Genomic DNA, 18,231 nt, shown 5'->3' with positions numbered 1-18,231 from the left:
GCGTTCAAGCGACGCGGAGCGTCCCGGGCTGCGCTACCACGCGGAGCGTGGGAACGATCGGTTAACAGCACCGCCTGTAGGTCACTCGAAACTTTCCGCCAACACCCGCAGTCAGCCAATAACATCAGCCAATAAAACAGGCTTCACCCTTTACCTATCCACAGGAGCGATCATGGCTGCGATTGCCGACTGGGTGCCCGTTACGCCCAGCACCGCCATCACCCGCTTCACCGTGCTGACGGTGAATATCCATAAGGGTTTCACCGCGTTGAACCGACGCTTCATCCTGCCCGAGTTGCGTGAGGCGGTGCGCAGCGTGGGTGCCGACATGGTGTTCCTGCAGGAAATCCACGGCACCCATGAGCGGCACCCGCAGCGTTACAGCGACTGGCCAAAGATGCCGCAGTATGAGTTTCTGGCCGACAGCATCTGGCCGCAGTTCGCCTACGGCCGCAACGCGGTTTACCCGCATGGCGACCACGGCAACGCGCTGCTGTCCAAATTCCAGATCATCCGCTACGACAACCTCGACATCTCCCAGAGCGGCCATGAAAGCCGTGGCCTGTTGCATTGTGTGCTGCGCTTGCCGGGCAGCGGCCAAGAGGTGCATGCGATCTGCATGCACCTGGGCCTGCGCGAGGTGCATCGCCAGCAGCAATTGCGTTTGCTGGAGCAGCGCATTGCCGAGATTCCGGCTGACGCGGCGCTGATCGTCGCCGGTGATTTCAATGACTGGCGCCAGAAGGCCGACTTGAGCCAAAGCGGGCTCAGGGAGGTGTTTATCGAAGCCCATGGCAAACCGGCGCGCACCTTTCCGGCGCGCTTGCCGTTGCTGCCATTGGATCGCATCTATGTGCGCAACCTCAAGGTGCATAACCCCAAGGCGCTGACGACGCGGCCGTGGTCCCACCTGTCAGATCACGTGCCGCTGTCGGTGGAGATTGAGCTATGAATGTCGCCGTGGAACACATCGCCACCGACCAGCCGCCGGATGATGCCAAGGCTCGCGACCTGGATTACGGTTGGCAGCCGGGCAACCGCATTGAGCTGCTGGAGAACGGCGAGGCGTACTTTCCCGCCGTCTTCGAGGCCATGCGCCAGGCGCAACGGGAGATCTTGCTGGAGACCTTTATTCTGTTCGAAGACAAGGTTGGCCATGAGCTGCAAGGCATCCTGATTAAGGCGGCTCAGCGTGGCGTAAAGGTGATCGTCAGCCTCGATGGCTTTGGCTGCGGCGAACTGAGCCCAGCCTTTCTCGGTGAGCTGGCCGAGGCCGGGGTGACGGTGCAAATGTTTGACCCGGCAGCGAAGATAGCGGGCATTCGCACCAACTGGTTCCGTCGCCTGCACCGCAAGATAGTGGTGGTGGACGCCGCCGTGGCGTTTATCGGCGGGATCAATTTTTCGGCCGACCACTTGGGCGATTTCGGCCCCGAAGCCAAGCAGGATTATGCCGTGCAAGTGAGCGGCCCGGCCGTGGCGGACCTGCATCATTTCGCCCTCGCCCAAAGTGGCCGCCAGGTGCGCACGCGACGCGGCTGGCGACGTCGCCAGCAACGGCCATCGTTGTGGCCGACGCACACCGACGACGGCCTGGTGCGCCTGATTTACCGCGATAACCTGCAACACCGTGATGACATCGAAGAGGCCTATATACACGCCTTGAGCAAGGCGCAAAAACGCGTGGTGATTGCCAACGCCTACTTCTTTCCCGGCTACCGTTTGCTGCGTGAAATTCGCAATGCCGCGCGGCGTGGCGTGCAGGTGCAACTGATCATGCAGGGCCAGCCCGATGTGCTGCTGGCCAAGCTCGCGGCGCGCATGCTGTATGACTATCTGCTCAAGGATGGCGTGGTGATTCATGAGTATTGCCAGCGCCCGTTGCACGGCAAAGTGGCCTTGGTGGATGACGACTGGAGCACCGTGGGTTCGAGCAACCTGGACCCATTGAGCCTGTCGCTGAACCTGGAAGCCAACGTGCTGATTCGTGACCGAGCGTTCAATCAACAGCTGTACCAAAGCCTGGAAACACTGGCGCGCAATCACTGCCAGACCATGCCGGAAAACCGCAAGCCACGCCTGTGGTTATGGCGATTGACCGTGGGCTTTTTAGTGTTCCATGTCATGCGGCACTTCCCCGCGCTGACGGGCTGGCTGCCGGCACACAAGCCGCGCCTCAAGCCATTCGAGAGCCAGGCCCATGAGCACTGAAAGCGGCGGCTCGCGATTCAAGCGCTGGAAGAAACCGCTGACATTCGCGTTCTTTGTACTGCTGATTGTGCTGTTCACTCTGCTCGCGCGGCGTATCGACTGGAGCGAGGTGCTGCAGACGCTGGCGGACTTCAAGCTGCGCACGCTGTTGATCGCCGGCGGGCTGACGCTTTGCAGCTTTCTTGTCTACGCCAGCTTCGACCTGATCGGCCGCACCTACATTCGCCAGGATTTGCGTTGGAAGCAGATCCTGCCGGTGGGGATCATCAGTTACGCCTTCAACCTCAACTTGAGCGCGTGGGTTGGCGGCATAGCCATGCGCTATCGGCTGTATTCGCGGCTCGGGGTCAGCACCAGCAATATCGCCAAGATTCTTGGGCTGAGCCTGGCCACCAACTGGTTTGGCTATATGGCCGTGGCCGGTGTGGTATTCACCAGTGGTTTGGTGAGCATGCCGCCGGGTTGGAAGGTCAGCAGCGGCGCGTTGCAAGGCATTGGCGTGGTGTTGGTGCTGGCCAGCCTGGGTTATCTGGCGGCCTGCCAGTTTGCAAAGAAACGCGCATGGTCGATCAAGGGCATCGAGATCAACTTGCCGTCGTTGCGCATGGCCTGTTTGCAATTGGCACTGGGTGCGTTGAATTGGTCGTTGATGGCGGCGGTGATCTTTACGTTGCTGCCCGCCAAGCTGGACTACCCGTTGGTATTGGGCGTGCTGCTGATCAGCGCGATTGCCGGGGTGATCACCCATATACCGGCCGGGCTCGGCGTGTTGGAGGCAGTGTTTATCGCGCTGATGCAGCATGAGGCGTCGCGGGGCAGTTTGCTTGCAGGGCTGATTGCCTACCGGGCGATCTACTTTATTTTGCCGCTGTTGGTGGCGTTGGTGATGTACCTGGTGGTGGAGGCCAAGGCCAAGGCGTTGCGGGTGAAGAAGGCACCGGCTTGAACAGTGTCGGCAGTTCGATCGCCATCGCGGGCAAGCCCGCTCCCACAGGTTGGAATGCACTCCAAGTGTGGGAGCGGGCTTGCCCGCGATGAGGCCCTAAAGGGCACCGCACTACCGTGACTGAATAATGCTCAACCGCTCCCCCACCACCATCTCGGTAATCCAGTCCACCAGGATCGAGGTGTAGGCCTGCTGCGACACCGGGTCGCTCAACGAGTGGTCGGCGCCATCGATGATCCGATGGGTCAACGAATGGGTGTTCTGGCACGCTGCGCGGTAACTCATGATGGTGGCATGGGGTACATGGTCGTCGGTTTCCGACTCGACGATCAGCACATCACCGCTGAACTTGGCGCAGGCATGCAGGGCGCGATTGGTCTCGGCGTGTACTAGGGTGCTGCGGTAATCCATCAGGTCGGCCTTATCCAGCTCGCGCTTGGGCTTGAGCCATTCCTGGTCGCGGTACAACGCCGGCACGCGCAGCGCCAGCCAGCGTACCGGGCGCAATGAAGTGAGAATCGCCGCGAGGTAGCCGCCATAACTTGTGCCCACCACGGCCACGGCCGAGGTGTCGATGGCGGGGTGTGAGAGCAGACGATCATAGGCCGCCAGCAAGTCGCGCAGGTTGTCTTCACGGGTGACGCGCGATAAGGGAATGCCGGTGCCGGCGTGGCCGCGCAGGTCGAAGGTCAGGCACACGCAGCCTAACCCGGCGATGCCCTTGGCGCGCTCCAGGTCGCGCTCCTGGCTGCCGCCCCAGCCGTGTACAAACAACACGCCGGGGACTTTGGATTTGGGACTCAGGAAGGTGCCGCTCATCTGTTCGTCGTCGATGTCGATCGCAATGCTTTCGCTTCTAGCCGTCATAAGATTTAACCGTCACATACTTGAGAAGAAAGTCGCTGTTTTCGGCCGGGCCGCGATACACCTCAATAGCGTGCGCGGGTAGCGGTTGGTCCACATAGGTTTCCACCGAGGACACATGAATCGCCCGCAGGCCCGGGTTATTGATAAAGCTTTGCAGCGCCGCGACCTCCGCGCTGCTGGCCCCACCCATGCGCCAGGATTGTTCGAGCACGCCGCTACGACGTTGGCCGTCACTGTCCAGGCCTTGGGCAATATCGTAATTGCGCCGCGAGGCATAGAAACCAGGGTAGGCCTCATCGGCGGCGCTGTCGAAAACCTGGGCTTGTTGGATGGCTTCACGCACATCGTCGGGCAAATCGAGCTTGAGCAACTCGTCGTAGCCACCGGGCACCGCCAGCAAGCTCGAGCCGCCGTAGACCTCTTTACCGTGCCCGTCCTGGGTGAGGTATTGCTCGCCGCAGTAGCTGAACTCGTGATCGCCGATAAAGCTTTGGCCCACGCTATGGGTAGTGACGTCGTGCAGATCCTGCTCCAGCACCACGCCGTCACTAAACAACTGCGCCGCTTCCGGCCTCGCCAGCAGGGCCTCGAACTCGTCGAGGCTGTGGATAACTTCCTGGCCGCGTCCGGCGCAGGCATGCACGGGTTTCAAGCGGATCGGCCCGCTGTAAAGCAAGCGCGTGGCGGCAGGCAGTGCATCTTCAAGGGCAAACACGCTGAGCCCGTCGAGAACGACCGAGCGCACACGCTCACAAAACTCCGGCGACCAGCCTTCGGGCGCCGTGGCGTCAGGGCTCAACAGGCCATGGGTGATCGCCTTGGTGCAGATGAATGCGTGATCGACATAACCGCCCCACAGATCCTGCGGCCCTTTGACATTGAGCGGCCGCGCCTGCTCGGAACCGATCAGGGTTTGGGTGGGCAACACATACAAGTCGAGGCCGGCGTGCAACTGCGGGTCATAGCTGCCGCCGAATTTAAGCCCAAGGATCTGCGCCAGCCAGCGCGCCAAAGCGCGATTGGTTTCGACTTCATGTTGCGGCGCGCCGTGGCGTGTGGAGTGGGCGACCACGCTTTTTTTGCGTTGAATCGGGGTCATGCGTCCCCCTTGGCGATCCTGCCATGTGTGTGCGAGAAAGGTTGCATGGATCACGCCAAAGCACGGCCCGCAAGGATGGCCGGTAAATCAATCAGTTACTCAAACAGCGATGGCACTAGGCCTGTTTTATTCTGCACGACCGGGGTTTAAACGGACCGTGTTCTGCACGACACCACTATCAAAGCGGCTGCGTGGATGGCCACGGGCCAGCTAAGATGCAAGGCACTGCCAACCATCACAAGGACACCCATGGCCAAGCAAGCGCTCATCCTCATCGATATCCAGAACGATTACTTCCCCGAGGGCAAGTGGCCGCTCGATGGCGTGGAAGCCGCGGCGGACAAGGCTGCGCAGGTGCTGCAGATGTTTCGCCAGGCGGGCAACTCCGTTATTCATGTGCGCCATGAGTTCACCAGCGAAGACGCGCCCTTCTTCACGCCAGGCTCCGAGGGCGCGCACCTGCATGCCAAGGTGCTTAACCAGGGTAATGAGCCGGTGGTGCTTAAACATTTTGTGAATGCGTTTCGCGGGACAAACCTGCGCACCGTGCTGGAACAACGTGCCATCACTGACGTGGTGGTGGTCGGCAACATGAGCCATATGTGCATCGACGCCGTGGTGCGGGCTGCGGCAGACCTGGGCTACCAGGTCACGCTGATTCATGACGCCTGCGCGACCCGCGACCAGGTATTCAATGGCCAGGTGATTGCGGCGGCGCAGGTGCATGGCGCTTACATGGCATCGCTGGCCTTTGGGTACGCCAGCGTGGTGTCGACGGATGAATACTTCAAGGCGCAAGCGGCGGCGCAATGACCACCGCTTGTTTGCCAGCCCTCAGCGGGTTGCGATGATGAACAGGCGCGGAAAAGGCAGCAATACAGTGCCATCGGCCAGGGCCGGGTAAGCCTGGGTAATACGCGCCTGGTATTGCTGTAGGAATGCGGCTTTTTCGCTATCGGTCAACGGTGCAAGAAACGGCCGCAATGCCGACGCCTTGAACCACTCCACCACCGCCGCATGATCGGCCAACGGGTGTTGATAGGTGGTGCGCCACACGTCGACGGTGCTGCAATGTTTGCTCAGCAGCTCGTAGTAGTAACTCGCGGTGTGCCGCTCATTGTGTTTGACCGCTCCGATCTTTGCCGCCCACGGGCCATCTGCCGCCACTTCGCGGGCCAGCCGGTGGGCAGGTTCGTCGAGGTTGTCCGGGGTTTGTACGGCGAGCGTGCCGCCGGGTGTCAGTTGGTCGACCAGATGCGGATAAAGCGTAGCGTGGTCAGGTAGCCATTGCAGGGACGCGTTGGCGAGGATCACATCGAATTTCTGGCCTGGGTTCCAGGCGCCGATGTCTGCCAGTTCGAAGTTCAGTTTTGGCAGGCGTTTGCGGGCGTCTACCAGCATGTCGTCGGAACTGTCCATGCCCGTAACGTGCGCCTGCGGGAAACGCTCGGCCAACACTTCAGTGGAATTGCCAGGGCCGCACCCCAGGTCGACGGCGCTGCGCACATCGGTATTGGGAATGGCCGCGACCAAGTCACGGACCGGGCGGGTACGTTGCTGTTCAAACATCGTGTATTGCTTGGCAGACCAGGTCATCGCGGCTTTCCTTCTTTGTTGGCGGTGACCACAGCCTAAGTCTTGTGAGCCATGAGAACAAATGCCAGGATTGGCAACCTCCCATACCTTGAAAGTATCCCTATGTTGGAGCTTCGCCAGCTTAAAGCCTTTGTGGCTATTGCCGAGGAAGGCTACATCACCCGCGCCGCAGAACGCCTGGGCATGCAGCAACCGCCGCTGACACGCTTGCTGCAAAGTCTTGAAGCGCAATTAGGCGTGATGCTGATGGAGCGCCTGCCCCGCGGCGTGCGCCCAACCACCGCAGGCCTCGCGTTGCTGGACGAGGCGCGTGACATCCTGGCGCGGGCCGAGGGTGTTGCGGATGTGGTAAGCCGTGCCGCGCGGGGAGAACGAGGCCGACTCGCCATCGGTTTTACCAGCTCGGCGGCGTTGCATCCTTTTGTGCCCAGCGTGCTGCGTCGGTTTCGCGAGGCCTTTGTGGGGGTTTCGGTGGTACTGGAAGAAGCGGGAACCGGCGAACTGCTGGACGCGCTGGTGCAGGAAAAACTGGATGCCGCGTTTATCCGCTCACCGCTCAGTGGCACGCAACAGTTGCAGGACGAACCGATCCTGGTGGAGCCGATGCTGTTGGCGCTGCCGACTGATCATCCCTTGGCACTTGATGCGGGGCACCCGTTACCCTTGGCAGCATTGGCTAATGAGGCTTTTGTGCTCTATCGCCGTCGCGTGGGGCTGGGGCTATACGACGCCATTCTGGTGGCCTGCCGTGAAGCGGGGTTCAGCCCGCAGGTGGTGCAGGAAGCGCCACGTATGACCGCCACCTTGAGCTTGGTAGCTGCGGGACTTGGCGTCTCCATCGTCCCTGCCTCCATGCAGCGGTTGCGCGGAGATGGCATTGTTTATCGCGAACTGACCGAGTGCCGGAGCCTGGTAGCGCCGTTGCATTTGGCCACGCGAATGGGTGATGGCTCGGCGGTATTGCGCAGGTTCAAGGAGATGGTGGTCACAGCGGCGGCGACAGAGGCTTGATCACCGGCATTAAAAAACCCCCGAGGCTTTCGCCTGCGGGGGTTTTGCTCGTTCCGGGGCTTTGGCCTCAGAACGGGATATCGTCATCAAAGCTGTCGAAATCCGGAGCCGGCTGTGGAGCGGCCTGCTGTGGAGGTGGCGCCTGGCGCGACTGCTGCGGTGCCGACTGCTGCGGGCGCGGAGCCTGCTGGCGTGGGGCCGGAGCGGACTGCTGGTAGTTGTTGCCCCCGCCTTGTTGGTCGCCCTGCTGTGGACGGCCGCCGAGCAGTTGCATGGTGCCTTGCATGTCGACCACGATTTCGGTGGTGTAACGCTTGATGCCGTCTTTTTCCCACTCGCGGGTTTGCAGTTTGCCTTCGATGTAAACCTGCGAACCTTTGCGCAGGTATTCACCGGCGATTTCTGCCACCTTGCCGAACATCGACACACGGTGCCATTCGGTTTTCTCGACCTTCTGGCCAGTCTGCTTGTCGGTCCACTGTTCGCTGGTCGCCAGACTCAGGTTGGTCACGGCGTTACCGTTAGGCAGGTAGCGAACTTCGGGATCCTGGCCGCATGTACCGACCAATATGACTTTGTTAACCCCACGGGCCATAACGTTCTCCTAGGCTGGGCGCGCTGTCGGCACTGGGTTGACCAGTTGCTCGAGCGTCGCGCGATCCAATAATTCGGTGTCTAATTTGATGTAGATGGCGGCTTCTTCTGCAATAACCACGGCATCTGTAACCCCGGTAACGGCCTTGAGGCGCTCAACCAGACCGGCTTCGCGGATCGCTTCTGGCGATAACGGCAAACGCAGGCTCGTCACATAGGGAGGTTCGCGCATGGTAACAGCAAAGGCCAACCAAAGTGCAGCCAGCCCGGCGCATCCGAGGAACACAACCGACAAACCGCCATGCTGGAACATCCAGCCGCCCATGATGCCGCCAAGCGCGGAGCCGAGGAACTGGCTGGTGGAATACACCCCCATCGCAGTGCCCTTGCCACCGGCCGGTGAAACTTTACTGATCAGCGAAGGCAGCGAAGCCTCCAGCAGGTTGAACGCGGTGAAGAACACCACCGTGCCGATTACCAGTGCCCGCAGGCTGTCGCCGAACTGCCAGAAGAATAGCTCAGTGAGCATCAGCGTTGCGACGGCGCCGAGCAAAACTCGTTTCATTTTGCGTTTCTTCTCGCCGTAGATGATGAACGGGATCATGGCGAAGAACGAAATCAGCAGTGCCGTGAGGTACACCCACCAATGCTGTTCCTTGGGCAAACCGGCTTTTTCGACCAGGGCCAAGGGCAAAGCAACGAAGCTGCACATCAGCATTGCGTGCAATACGAAGATACCTAAATCCAGGCGCAGCAGGTCCGGGTGCTTGAGCGTCGGCAACAATGCCTTGCGTGCGACGCCGGACTCACGGTGCTGCAAGGTGCCGGTGGAGCGCGGCACCATGAAGGCCACGATCACGATGCCGAACAACGCCATGCCGCCGGTGGCGAGGAACAGCCCGTGCAAACCGAAGGCGCGGGTCAGCAAGGGGCCGACTACCATCGCAACGGCGAATGAAAGGCCGATGGTCATACCGATCATGGCCATGGCCTTGGTGCGATGTTGTTCGCGGGTCAGGTCCGAGAGCAGCGCCATCACCGCCGCGGAAATCGCCCCGGCGCCCTGCAGGACGCGCCCGGCAATCACACCCCATATTGAGTCGGACTGCGCCGCGAGCACGCTGCCGAGGGCGAACACGATAAGCCCCAGGTAAATGACCGGCCGACGGCCGATACGGTCGGAAATGATCCCGAACGGGATCTGAAAAAGCGCCTGGGTAAGGCCATAGGCGCCAATCGCCAGGCCGATCAGTGCGGGGGTCGCTCCTGCGAGATCCATTCCATAGGTCGCCAGCACCGGCAACACCATAAACATGCCTAGCATACGGAACGCGAACACCAGGGCCAGACCGCTTGCTGCTCGGGTCTCGCCGCTACTCATGCGTTCGCTGTGGGGATCGTGCATGGAAAAACCTCGTGTGAACCGGCGGCGATTCTACCAGTCCCATCGATTGAGAGGGTATATGCGGCGCTTTGCCGCGCAGCTTTCATCTAAGGCTGCACCCGGCACTTTGACAGTGTATATTCATCCAGTCTTTAGCCGTATACTCCGGCATTATTTACGCCCGCCGTGCGAGGCCATCTTGGACAAGATCCTGATTCGTGGGGCTAGAACCCACAACCTGAAGAACATCGACCTGACCCTGCCCCGGGACAAACTGATCGTCATCACCGGCTTGTCCGGCTCGGGCAAATCGTCCCTGGCGTTCGACACGCTGTATGCCGAAGGCCAGCGCCGCTACGTGGAATCGCTGTCGGCCTATGCACGGCAGTTCCTGTCAATGATGGAAAAACCCGACGTCGACACCATTGAAGGCCTGTCGCCGGCGATTTCCATCGAACAGAAGTCGACCTCCCATAACCCACGCTCGACCGTGGGCACCATCACTGAAATCTACGACTACCTGCGCCTGCTGTATGCGCGCGTGGGCATTCCACGTTGCCCGGACCACGACATTCCGCTGGAAGCCCAGACCGTCAGCCAGATGGTCGACCTGGTGCTGGCCCAACCGGAAGGTGCCAAGCTGATGCTGCTGGCGCCGGTGATTCGCGAGCGCAAGGGTGAGCACCTGTCGGTGTTCGAAGAGCTGCGTGCCCAGGGCTTCGTGCGTGCGCGCATCAACGGCAAGCTGTATGAGCTGGACGAAGCGCCGAAGCTCGACAAGCAGAAGAAGCATTCGATTGATGTGGTGGTCGACCGGTTCAAAGTACGCGCCGACTTGCAGCAGCGTTTGGCGGAATCGTTCGAGACCGCGCTGAAGCTGGCCGATGGTATTGCCCTGGTCGCACCGATGGATGACGAACCGGGCGAAGAGATCATCTTCTCCGCCCGTTTTGCTTGCCCTATCTGCGGCCATGCGATCAGCGAGCTGGAACCCAAGCTGTTTTCCTTCAACAACCCGGCCGGCGCCTGCCCGACATGCGATGGCCTGGGGGTGAAGCAGTTCTTCGACATCAAGCGCCTGGTCAATGGTGACCTGACGTTGGCGGAAGGCGCGATACGCGGCTGGGACAGGCGCAACGTCTACTACTTCCAGATGCTGGGGTCGCTGGCGTCGCACTACAAATTCAGCCTGGAAGTGCCGTTCAACCAATTGCCCGCCGAACAACAGAAAGTCATCCTGCACGGCAGTGGCTCGCAGAACGTCGATTTCAAATACCTGAACGACCGCGGCGATATCGTCAAACGCTCGCACCCGTTCGAAGGCATTGTGCCGAACCTGGAACGTCGCTACCGCGAGACCGAATCGGCGAGCGTACGCGAAGAGCTGGCGAAATTCCTCAGCACCCAACCGTGCCCGGATTGCCGTGGCACGCGCCTGCGTCGTGAGGCGCGGCATGTGTGGGTCGGTGAGAAAACATTGCCGGCGGTCACCAACCTGCCGATCGGTGATGCTTGTGAATACTTCGGTGTACTCAAGCTGACCGGCCGCCGCGGGGAAATTGCCGACAAGATTCTCAAGGAAATCCGTGAGCGCCTGCAATTCCTGGTCAACGTGGGCCTGGACTACCTGTCGCTGGATCGCAGCGCAGATACCTTGTCCGGTGGTGAGGCTCAGCGTATTCGCCTGGCCAGCCAGATTGGCGCTGGCCTGGTGGGTGTTCTGTACATCCTCGACGAGCCTTCGATTGGCCTGCACCAACGCGACAACGATCGCCTGCTGGGTACGCTGAAACACCTGCGCGATATCGGCAACACGGTGATCGTGGTTGAGCACGATGAAGACGCGATTCGCCTGGCCGATTATGTGGTCGATATTGGCCCTGGAGCGGGTGTGCATGGCGGACATATTGTCGCCGAGGGCACGCCTGCCGAAGTGATGGCTCATCCGGACTCGTTGACCGGCAAGTACCTGTCCGGCCGGGTGAAAATAGAAGTGCCAGCCAAGCGCACGCCGCGCAACAAGAAAATGGCGTTGCACCTCAAGGGCGCGCGCGGCAACAACCTGCGCAATGTCGACCTGGAGATTCCGCTGGGCCTGCTGACCTGCGTGACCGGTGTTTCCGGCTCGGGCAAATCGACGCTGATCAACAATACGCTGTTCCCACTGAGCGCTACCGCCCTGAACGGCGCAACCACCCTGGAAGCGGCTGCACACGACAGCATCAAGGGCCTGGAGCATTTGGACAAGGTGGTCGATATCGACCAAAGCCCGATTGGCCGCACACCACGCTCGAACCCTGCGACCTATACCGGGTTGTTCACGCCGATACGCGAACTGTTTGCCGGCGTGCCGGAGTCGCGCTCACGGGGCTACGGGCCTGGCCGGTTCTCGTTCAACGTCAAGGGTGGCCGCTGCGAAGCCTGCCAGGGCGATGGCCTGATCAAGGTGGAAATGCACTTCCTGCCGGACATCTACGTGCCGTGCGACGTGTGCAAGAGCAAGCGCTACAACCGCGAGACCCTGGAGATCAAGTACAAGGGCAAGAGCATCCACGAAACCCTGGAGATGACCATCGAGGAAGCGCGGGTGTTCTTTGACGCGGTTCCGGCGTTGGCGCGCAAGCTGCAGACGTTGATGGATGTGGGCCTGTCGTACATCAAGCTGGGCCAGTCCGCGACCACACTGTCGGGTGGCGAGGCGCAACGGGTGAAGTTGTCGCGTGAGCTGTCTAAACGCGACACGGGCAAAACCCTGTATATCCTCGATGAGCCGACCACGGGCCTGCACTTCGCGGATATTCAGCAATTGCTCGACGTTTTGCACCGCTTGCGCGACCACGGCAACACGGTGGTAGTCATCGAGCACAACCTGGATGTGATCAAAACGGCCGACTGGCTGGTGGACCTCGGACCGGAAGGCGGTTCCAAGGGTGGCCAGATCATTGCGGTGGGCACGCCGGAGCAGGTCTCCGAGATGCCACAGTCGCATACTGGCTACTACTTGAAGCCACTGTTGGCGCGCGACAAAGCCTGATTTATCGGGCGCATGAAAAAGCCCCTGTCACTTTGCGGTGACAGGGGCTTTTTTGTAGCCGGAAATCAGAACTGCGATTGCAGGTAATTCTCCAGACCAATCAACTTGATCAACCCCAACTGCTTTTCAAGCCAGTAGGTGTGATCTTCTTCGGTGTCATTCAACTGCACACGCAGTATTTCGCGAGTGACATAGTCGTTGTGCTGCTCACAGAGCTCGATGCCCTTGCAGAGCGCGGCACGCACCTTGTACTCGAGACGAAGGTCGGCAGCGAGCATGTCAGGTACCGTGGTGCCCACGTCCAGGTCGTCGGGACGCATGCGCGGCGTGCCTTCGAGCATCAGGATACGGCGCATCAGCGCGTCGGCGTGCTGTGCCTCTTCTTCCATTTCGTGGTTGATACGCTCGTAGAGCTCGGTAAAGCCCCAGTCTTCGTACATACGCGAATGAATGAAATATTGGTCACGAGCTGCCAGTTCGCCCGTCAGCAACGTGTTGAGGTAATCGATTACGTCGGGGTGACCTTGCATCGCCCTACATCTCCCTGCTTTAAAGTCTGTAGTTTGAACCATGCTGACTCGAAGGTCACGGGACAAACGGCAGAAAAGCGAAGATATTCCGAGAAAAGTAGCGGAAATAACGCAAAAACCGCCCAAATGAGGGCGGTTCTGCTTCTCGTTTAGAGTCAGCTAAGCGTTACGCCCAATGCCGTTGCAATGCCCTGGCCGTAAGCCGGGTCAGCCTTGAAAAAGTGCTGAAGCTGACGTTGAACCACATCACTGCTGACGCCGGCCATCGCGCCGGCGATGTTGTTGATCAGCAATGTTTTCTGAGCGTCGTCCTGCAGGCGGAACAACGCACCGGCATGGCTATAGTAGTCCGTGTCCTCACGCTGATCATAACGGTCAGCAGCACCGCTCAGCGCCAGAGGCGGCTCAGCGTACTGTGGCGCCTGCTTCGGTGTATCTGCAAAGCTGTTGGGCTCATAGTTAGGAGCCGCACCACCGTAACCAAAGGACATGGAACCATCGCGCTGGTTGTTATTGACCGGACTCAATGGGGAGTTGATCGGCAACTGCTGATGGTTGGTGCCAACGCGATAGCGGTGGGCGTCCGCATAAGCGAAAACACGGCCTTGAAGCATACGGTCTGGCGACAGACCAACACCCGGCACCATATTGCTTGGACCGAAGCATGCCTGTTCGACTTCAGCAAAGTAATTCACTGGATTACGGTTCAGTTCCAGTTCACCCACCTCGATCAACGGAAACTCCTGCTGCGACCAGGTTTTGGTCACATCAAACGGGTTTTCGTAGTGAGCAGCAGCCTGAGCCTCGGTCATGATCTGGATGTTGACGCTCCACTTTGGAAAGTCACCGCGCTCAATCGCAGCAAACAGGTCACGCTGCGCGTAATCAGGATCGGTACCGGCGATACGGGTCGCCTCCTCGGGTGTCAGGTTCTTGATCCCTTGCTTGGTTTTATAGTGCCACTTGACCCAATGGCGCTCGCCTCGGGCATTGATAAGGCTGTAGGTATGACTACCAAAGCCGTGCATGTGGCGATAGCCGTCTGGAGTGCCACGATCCGAGAACAGAATCGTGATCTGGTGCAACGCCTCGGGGGACAACGACCAGAAGTCCCAGACCATCTGGGCACTTTTGAGGTTGGTTTGCGGCAAGCGTTTCTGGGTGTGGATAAAATCCGGAAACTTGAGCGGGTCGCGAATGAAGAACACCGGGGTGTTGTTGCCAACAATGTCCCAGTTACCTTCCTCGGTGTAAAACTTCAAGGCAAAGCCGCGCGGGTCACGCGCCGTATCTGCCGAGCCACGCTCACCGCCCACCGTGGAAAAACGTAGAAACGTTGGGGTCTTCTTGCCTACCGACTCAAACAGCTTGGCGCGGGTGTATTGGGTGATGTCCCGAGTGACGGTAAACGTACCGTGCGCACCTGAGCCTTTGGCGTGCACACGACGCTCAGGAATGTTCTCACGGTTGAAGTGCGCAAGCTTCTCGATGAGATGAAAGTCTTCGAGGAGCAATGGGCCACGCGGGCCGGCAGTGCGGGAGTTCTGGTTGTCAGCGACGGGAGCGCCGCTGGCGGTAGTCAGAATTGTACTCATGCTCAATCTTCCTCAGGTCAGGCTTAGAACTGCCGGCTAATCGGCTTGGAGGGAGTATTGACCATCAAGATGACACCATCAAATGCATTAAATCATGGACTTTGATAGAAAATAACTAACAACCCGTCAGGGCGAATAGAATTTGGATTAATAAGAGAAGCGGCAGCGACTTCAGAAATATAGACGGCTTTCCTATCGCCCACAAAAAACCGGGCACTAGGCCCGGTTCTTCGTTGCAGCGTGTCGTCTTACTCGGCGCTTACAGCTTCGCCGGCAGTAGCACGATCAACCAACTCGACATACGCCATAGGCGCGTTGTCGCCAGTGCGGAAGCCGCACTTGAGGATGCGCAGGTAGCCACCCTCACGGGTAGCGTAACGCTTGCCCAGGTCGTTGAAGAGCTTACCAACGATAGCTTTCGAACGAGTACGGTCGAAAACCAAACGGCGGTTAGCCAGGCTGTCTGTCTTGGCCAAAGTGATCAGCGGCTCAGCAACGCGACGCAGTTCTTTAGCTTTCGGCAGTGTAGTTTTGATCAGCTCATGCTCGAACAGCGACACCGCCATGTTTTGAAACATGGCCTTGCGGTGCGAGCTGGTACGGCTCAGGTGACGACCACTTTTACGATGACGCATGGTTCATTCCTTACCAAACTCACGTTCGGTGATTACGACGATCAGGCAGTCGCCTTGTCGTCCTTCTTAAGACTTGCAGGCGGCCAGTTGTCGAGGCGCATGCCGAGGGACAGACCGCGGGAGGCCAGAACGTCCTTGATTTCAGTCAAGGATTTCTTGCCCAGGTTCGGAGTCTTCAACAGTTCTACTTCGGTACGCTGAATCAGGTCGCCGATGTAGTAAATGTTTTCCGCCTTAAGGCAGTTAGCCGAACGTACAGTCAGTTCCAGATCGTCAACCGGGCGAAGCAGGATCGGATCGATCTCGTCTTCCTGCTCGATTACCACTGGTTCGCTGTCACCTTTGAGGTCGACGAACGCAGCCAACTGCTGTTGCAGGATGGTTGCAGCGCGGCGGATAGCCTCTTCAGGATCCAGAGTACCGTTGGTTTCCAGATCAATAACCAGCTTGTCCAGGTTAGTACGCTGCTCGACACGGGCGTTTTCCACCACGTATGCGATACGGCGAACCGGGCTGAACGAAGAGTCAAGCTGCAAGCGACCAATGCTGCGGCTTTCGTCTTCATCGCTCTGACGCGAGTCGGCCGGTTCATAACCACGACCACGAGCTACAGTGAGCTTCATGTTCAGGGCGCCGTTAGACGCCAGGTTAGCGATTACGTGATCGGGATTAACGATCTCGACATCATGATCCAGCTGAATATCGGCAGCGGTAACCACCCCCGAACCCTTCTTCGACAAGGTCAGCGTAACTTCGTCACGGCCGTGCAGCTTGATAGCCAGACCTTTAAGGTTCAACAGGATTTCAATTACGTCTTCCTGTACACCTTCGATGGCGCTGTACTCGTGGAGCACACCGTCAATCTCGGCCTCGACTACTGCACAGCCGGGCATTGAGGACAACAGGATGCGGCGCAGCGCGTTGCCCAGGGTGTGGCCAAAACCACGCTCGAGAGGCTCGAGAGTGATCTTGGCGCGGGTTGGACTGACAACCTGCACATCAATGTGGCGGGGTGTCAGGAACTCATTTACCGAAATCTGCATGGATGCACCTATTTTCTAGCCCTTACTTGGAGTAGAGCTCGACAATCAGGCTTTCGTTGATGTCGGCGGACAGATCACTGCGAGCAGGAACGTTCTTGAAAACGCCCGACTTCTTCTCAGTGTCTACTTCTACCCATTCTACGCGGCCACGTTGGGCACACAGATCGAGAGCTTGGACAATGCGAAGTTGGTTTTTTGCTTTCTCGCGAATCGCGACCACGTCACCAGCACGAACCTGGTAAGACGGAACGTTAACGGTTTGGCCGTTTACGCTGACGGATTTGTGCGATACCAGCTGACGGGATTCGGCACGAGTCGAACCAAAGCCCATACGGTATACAACGTTGTCCAGACGGCATTCGAGCAGTTGCAGCAGGTTTTCACCGGTTGCACCTTTCTTGCCAGCAGCTTCTTTGTAGTAGCCGCTGAACTGACGCTCGAGAACGCCGTAGATACGACGGACCTTCTGCTTTTCACGCAGTTGGGTGCCGTAATCGGACTGGCGACCGCGGCGTTGGCCGTGGATACCAGGTGCTGCTTCAATGTTGCACTTCGATTCGATCGCGCGCACGCCGCTCTTCAAGAAGAGATCGGTGCCTTCGCGACGAGCGAGTTTGCATTTTGGACCAATGTAACGAGCCATTCTTTACAATCTCCTGGATTACACGCGGCGCTTCTTCGGCGGACGGCACCCGTTGTGCGGGATTGGCGTCACGTCGGTGATGCTGGCGATCTTATAGCCACAGCCGTTCAAAGCACGGACAGCAGACTCACGACCTGGACCTGGACCTTTGACGTTAACGTCGAGGTTTTTCAGGCCGTATTCCAGCGCAGCTTGACCAGCACGTTCAGCAGCTACTTGAGCAGCAAACGGGGTGGACTTGCGGGAACCGCGGAAACCCGAACCACCAGAGGTAGCCCAAGACAGCGCGTTACCTTGACGGTCGGTGATGGTCACGATGGTGTTGTTAAAAGATGCATGGATGTGGGCGATGCCATCAACCACTGTCTTTTTAACTTTTTTACGAGGACGAGCAGCAGGTTTTGCCATGATAATTTTCCTGTCGATTCGCGTGGGCGATTACTTGCGGATCGGCTTACGCGGACCTTTACGGGTACGCGCGTTAGTCTTGGTACGCTGACCGCGTACTGGAAGACCACGACGATGACGCAGACCACGGTAGCAACCGAGGTCCATCAAACGCTTGATTTTCATGTTGATTTCGCGACGCAGGTCACCTTCAGTGGTGAACTTCGCCACTTCGCCACGCAACAGCTCAATCTGCTCGTCGCTCAGATCTTTGATCTTTGCGGCTGGGTTTACCCCAGTGTCTGCGCAAATTTTCTGCGCAGTAGTGCGACCAACACCATAGATGTAGGTCAGCGAGATAACAGTGTGCTTGTTATCTGGAATGTTAACGCCTGCAATACGGGCCATTCAGTGGGACTCCAATTGACAGCTACCTACGCCCCGGAAGCCAAGAAATAGGGCGCGAGATAATATCGCTGTAATAACAAATAATCAACCCGGCAGCGCACTAGCTGCCGGGCTTCAAGCGGATCACACTCAGCCTTGGCGCTGTTTGTGACGCGGTTCCGCGCTGCAAATTACTCGAACAACACCTTCGCGGCGAATAATCTTGCAGTTACGGCACAGCTTTTTCACCGATGCACGAACTTTCATCA

General features: G+C 58.9%; 19 protein-coding genes. 6 read left to right on the top strand and 13 right to left on the bottom strand.

What is annotated here, in order from left to right; genetic code table 11:
* Positions 1-172 precede the first annotated feature (172 nt).
* The 3 genes from P5706_RS03555 to P5706_RS03545 are packed head-to-tail and all read left to right on the top strand — an operon-like array spanning position 173 to position 3,157.
* Complete coding sequence (locus tag P5706_RS03555) at positions 173-952, top strand: endonuclease/exonuclease/phosphatase family protein (protein ID WP_065930339.1); 780 nt, start codon at positions 173-175, stop codon at positions 950-952.
* Entirely contained in the window at positions 949-2,211 is a 1,263-nt protein-coding gene (gene clsB / locus P5706_RS03550) for a cardiolipin synthase ClsB (RefSeq protein WP_200432052.1), read from the top strand. Before P5706_RS03555 ends, clsB begins: the two co-directional genes overlap by 4 nt.
* On the top strand, positions 2,201-3,157 hold the full coding sequence (locus tag P5706_RS03545; RefSeq protein ID WP_285678562.1) for a lysylphosphatidylglycerol synthase domain-containing protein: 957 nt from the start codon (positions 2,201-2,203) through the stop codon (positions 3,155-3,157). Before clsB ends, P5706_RS03545 begins: the two co-directional genes overlap by 11 nt.
* A 111-nt stretch (positions 3,158-3,268) precedes the next feature.
* On the opposite strand, the gene P5706_RS03540 is transcribed toward P5706_RS03545, so the two are convergent.
* Positions 3,269-4,024, bottom strand: coding sequence for an alpha/beta hydrolase family protein (locus P5706_RS03540; protein ID WP_200432050.1), 756 nt, complete (start codon positions 4,022-4,024; stop codon positions 3,269-3,271).
* Positions 4,014-5,123, bottom strand: coding sequence for a DUF3182 family protein (locus P5706_RS03535; RefSeq protein WP_285678561.1), 1,110 nt, complete (start codon positions 5,121-5,123; stop codon positions 4,014-4,016). The genes P5706_RS03540 and P5706_RS03535 overlap by 11 nt, the downstream gene beginning before the upstream one ends.
* 249 nt (positions 5,124-5,372) lie before the next feature.
* Here P5706_RS03535 and P5706_RS03530 point away from each other — a divergent pair, with 249 nt between their 5' ends.
* Positions 5,373-5,936, top strand: a complete 564-nt coding sequence (locus P5706_RS03530; protein WP_285678560.1) for a cysteine hydrolase family protein — start codon at positions 5,373-5,375, stop codon at positions 5,934-5,936.
* A 21-nt stretch (positions 5,937-5,957) separates the two neighbouring features.
* Here P5706_RS03530 and tam read toward each other — a convergent pair whose 3' ends face one another.
* A complete protein-coding gene (gene tam, locus P5706_RS03525) occupies positions 5,958-6,719 on the bottom strand; it encodes a trans-aconitate 2-methyltransferase (protein WP_285678558.1) in 762 nt (253 codons plus the stop codon).
* Positions 6,720-6,821: 102 nt separating this feature from the next.
* Here tam and P5706_RS03520 point away from each other — a divergent pair, with 102 nt between their 5' ends.
* Entirely contained in the window at positions 6,822-7,730 is a 909-nt protein-coding gene (locus tag P5706_RS03520) for a LysR family transcriptional regulator (protein WP_200432046.1), read from the top strand.
* 67 nt (positions 7,731-7,797) lie between these two features.
* Here the strand turns inward: P5706_RS03520 and P5706_RS03515 are convergent, their stop codons facing one another.
* Together P5706_RS03515 and P5706_RS03510 are read right to left on the bottom strand one after the other, a co-directional pair.
* Entirely contained in the window at positions 7,798-8,325 is a 528-nt protein-coding gene (locus P5706_RS03515) for a single-stranded DNA-binding protein (protein ID WP_010467282.1), read from the bottom strand.
* 9 nt (positions 8,326-8,334) lie between these two features.
* Positions 8,335-9,729, bottom strand: a complete 1,395-nt coding sequence (locus P5706_RS03510) for an MFS transporter (RefSeq protein WP_122720166.1) — start codon at positions 9,727-9,729, stop codon at positions 8,335-8,337.
* 178 nt (positions 9,730-9,907) lie between these two features.
* Here P5706_RS03510 and uvrA point away from each other — a divergent pair, with 178 nt between their 5' ends.
* Positions 9,908-12,742 carry an excinuclease ABC subunit UvrA gene (uvrA, locus tag P5706_RS03505; RefSeq protein ID WP_069553225.1) on the top strand — a complete coding sequence of 945 codons (2,835 nt, stop codon included), beginning with the start codon at positions 9,908-9,910 and terminating at the stop codon, positions 12,740-12,742.
* Between the two features lie 65 nt (positions 12,743-12,807).
* On the opposite strand, the gene bfr is transcribed toward uvrA, so the two are convergent.
* From bfr to rpmJ, 8 genes are all read right to left on the bottom strand, one after another.
* A complete protein-coding gene (bfr, locus tag P5706_RS03500) occupies positions 12,808-13,272 on the bottom strand; it encodes a bacterioferritin (protein WP_003176400.1) in 465 nt (154 codons plus the stop codon).
* Between the two features lie 155 nt (positions 13,273-13,427).
* Positions 13,428-14,867, bottom strand: a complete 1,440-nt coding sequence (locus P5706_RS03495; RefSeq protein WP_425540580.1) for a catalase — start codon at positions 14,865-14,867, stop codon at positions 13,428-13,430.
* Positions 14,868-15,115: 248 nt separating this feature from the next.
* Positions 15,116-15,502, bottom strand: a complete 387-nt coding sequence (rplQ, locus tag P5706_RS03490) for a 50S ribosomal protein L17 (RefSeq protein ID WP_017135967.1) — start codon at positions 15,500-15,502, stop codon at positions 15,116-15,118.
* Positions 15,503-15,543: 41 nt separating this feature from the next.
* Positions 15,544-16,545 (bottom strand): DNA-directed RNA polymerase subunit alpha, encoded by a 1,002-nt coding sequence (locus P5706_RS03485; protein WP_003176403.1) that lies wholly within the window; start codon positions 16,543-16,545, stop codon positions 15,544-15,546.
* A 22-nt stretch (positions 16,546-16,567) separates the two neighbouring features.
* The gene (gene rpsD, locus P5706_RS03480) at positions 16,568-17,188 is read right to left on the bottom strand and encodes a 30S ribosomal protein S4 (RefSeq protein WP_003210056.1); all 621 of its coding nucleotides are present in this window, start codon (positions 17,186-17,188) and stop codon (positions 16,568-16,570) included.
* An 18-nt stretch (positions 17,189-17,206) separates the two neighbouring features.
* Positions 17,207-17,596 (bottom strand): 30S ribosomal protein S11, encoded by a 390-nt coding sequence (gene rpsK / locus P5706_RS03475; protein ID WP_002555466.1) that lies wholly within the window; start codon positions 17,594-17,596, stop codon positions 17,207-17,209.
* Positions 17,597-17,626: 30 nt separating this feature from the next.
* A complete protein-coding gene (gene rpsM, locus P5706_RS03470) occupies positions 17,627-17,983 on the bottom strand; it encodes a 30S ribosomal protein S13 (protein ID WP_003210063.1) in 357 nt (118 codons plus the stop codon).
* Between the two features lie 129 nt (positions 17,984-18,112).
* A complete protein-coding gene (rpmJ, locus tag P5706_RS03465) occupies positions 18,113-18,229 on the bottom strand; it encodes a 50S ribosomal protein L36 (RefSeq protein WP_002555468.1) in 117 nt (38 codons plus the stop codon).
* Positions 18,230-18,231: the final 2 nt, after the last annotated feature.

Origin of the sequence: Pseudomonas sp. ChxA, from assembly GCF_030263855.1 — a bacterium.
GTDB classification, from domain to species: domain Bacteria; phylum Pseudomonadota; class Gammaproteobacteria; order Pseudomonadales; family Pseudomonadaceae; genus Aquipseudomonas; species Aquipseudomonas fluorescens_CB.
Note: the sequence above shows the minus strand (reverse complement) of the source record. Positions and strands in the feature narration are given on the sequence as shown.

What these genes read in the sequence shown, in the direction of transcription:
- P5706_RS03555 (WP_065930339.1), top strand. Translation starts at nt 173, where the DNA reads ATGGCTGCGATTGCCGACTGGGTGCCCGTTACGCCCAGCACCGCCATC.
- clsB (WP_200432052.1), top strand. Translation starts at nt 949, where the DNA reads ATGAATGTCGCCGTGGAACACATCGCCACCGACCAGCCGCCGGATGAT.
- P5706_RS03545 (WP_285678562.1), top strand. Translation starts at nt 2,201, where the DNA reads ATGAGCACTGAAAGCGGCGGCTCGCGATTCAAGCGCTGGAAGAAACCG.
- P5706_RS03540 (WP_200432050.1), bottom strand. Translation starts at nt 4,024, where the DNA reads ATGACGGCTAGAAGCGAAAGCATTGCGATCGACATCGACGACGAACAG.
- P5706_RS03535 (WP_285678561.1), bottom strand. Translation starts at nt 5,123, where the DNA reads ATGACCCCGATTCAACGCAAAAAAAGCGTGGTCGCCCACTCCACACGC.
- P5706_RS03530 (WP_285678560.1), top strand. Translation starts at nt 5,373, where the DNA reads ATGGCCAAGCAAGCGCTCATCCTCATCGATATCCAGAACGATTACTTC.
- tam (WP_285678558.1), bottom strand. Translation starts at nt 6,719, where the DNA reads ATGACCTGGTCTGCCAAGCAATACACGATGTTTGAACAGCAACGTACC.
- P5706_RS03520 (WP_200432046.1), top strand. Translation starts at nt 6,822, where the DNA reads ATGTTGGAGCTTCGCCAGCTTAAAGCCTTTGTGGCTATTGCCGAGGAA.
- P5706_RS03515 (WP_010467282.1), bottom strand. Translation starts at nt 8,325, where the DNA reads ATGGCCCGTGGGGTTAACAAAGTCATATTGGTCGGTACATGCGGCCAG.
- P5706_RS03510 (WP_122720166.1), bottom strand. Translation starts at nt 9,729, where the DNA reads ATGCACGATCCCCACAGCGAACGCATGAGTAGCGGCGAGACCCGAGCA.
- bfr (WP_003176400.1), bottom strand. Translation starts at nt 13,272, where the DNA reads ATGCAAGGTCACCCCGACGTAATCGATTACCTCAACACGTTGCTGACG.
- P5706_RS03495 (WP_425540580.1), bottom strand. Translation starts at nt 14,867, where the DNA reads ATGAGTACAATTCTGACTACCGCCAGCGGCGCTCCCGTCGCTGACAAC.
- rplQ (WP_017135967.1), bottom strand. Translation starts at nt 15,502, where the DNA reads ATGCGTCATCGTAAAAGTGGTCGTCACCTGAGCCGTACCAGCTCGCAC.
- P5706_RS03485 (WP_003176403.1), bottom strand. Translation starts at nt 16,545, where the DNA reads ATGCAGATTTCGGTAAATGAGTTCCTGACACCCCGCCACATTGATGTG.
- rpsD (WP_003210056.1), bottom strand. Translation starts at nt 17,188, where the DNA reads ATGGCTCGTTACATTGGTCCAAAATGCAAACTCGCTCGTCGCGAAGGC.
- rpsK (WP_002555466.1), bottom strand. Translation starts at nt 17,596, where the DNA reads ATGGCAAAACCTGCTGCTCGTCCTCGTAAAAAAGTTAAAAAGACAGTG.
- rpsM (WP_003210063.1), bottom strand. Translation starts at nt 17,983, where the DNA reads ATGGCCCGTATTGCAGGCGTTAACATTCCAGATAACAAGCACACTGTT.
- rpmJ (WP_002555468.1), bottom strand. Translation starts at nt 18,229, where the DNA reads ATGAAAGTTCGTGCATCGGTGAAAAAGCTGTGCCGTAACTGCAAGATT.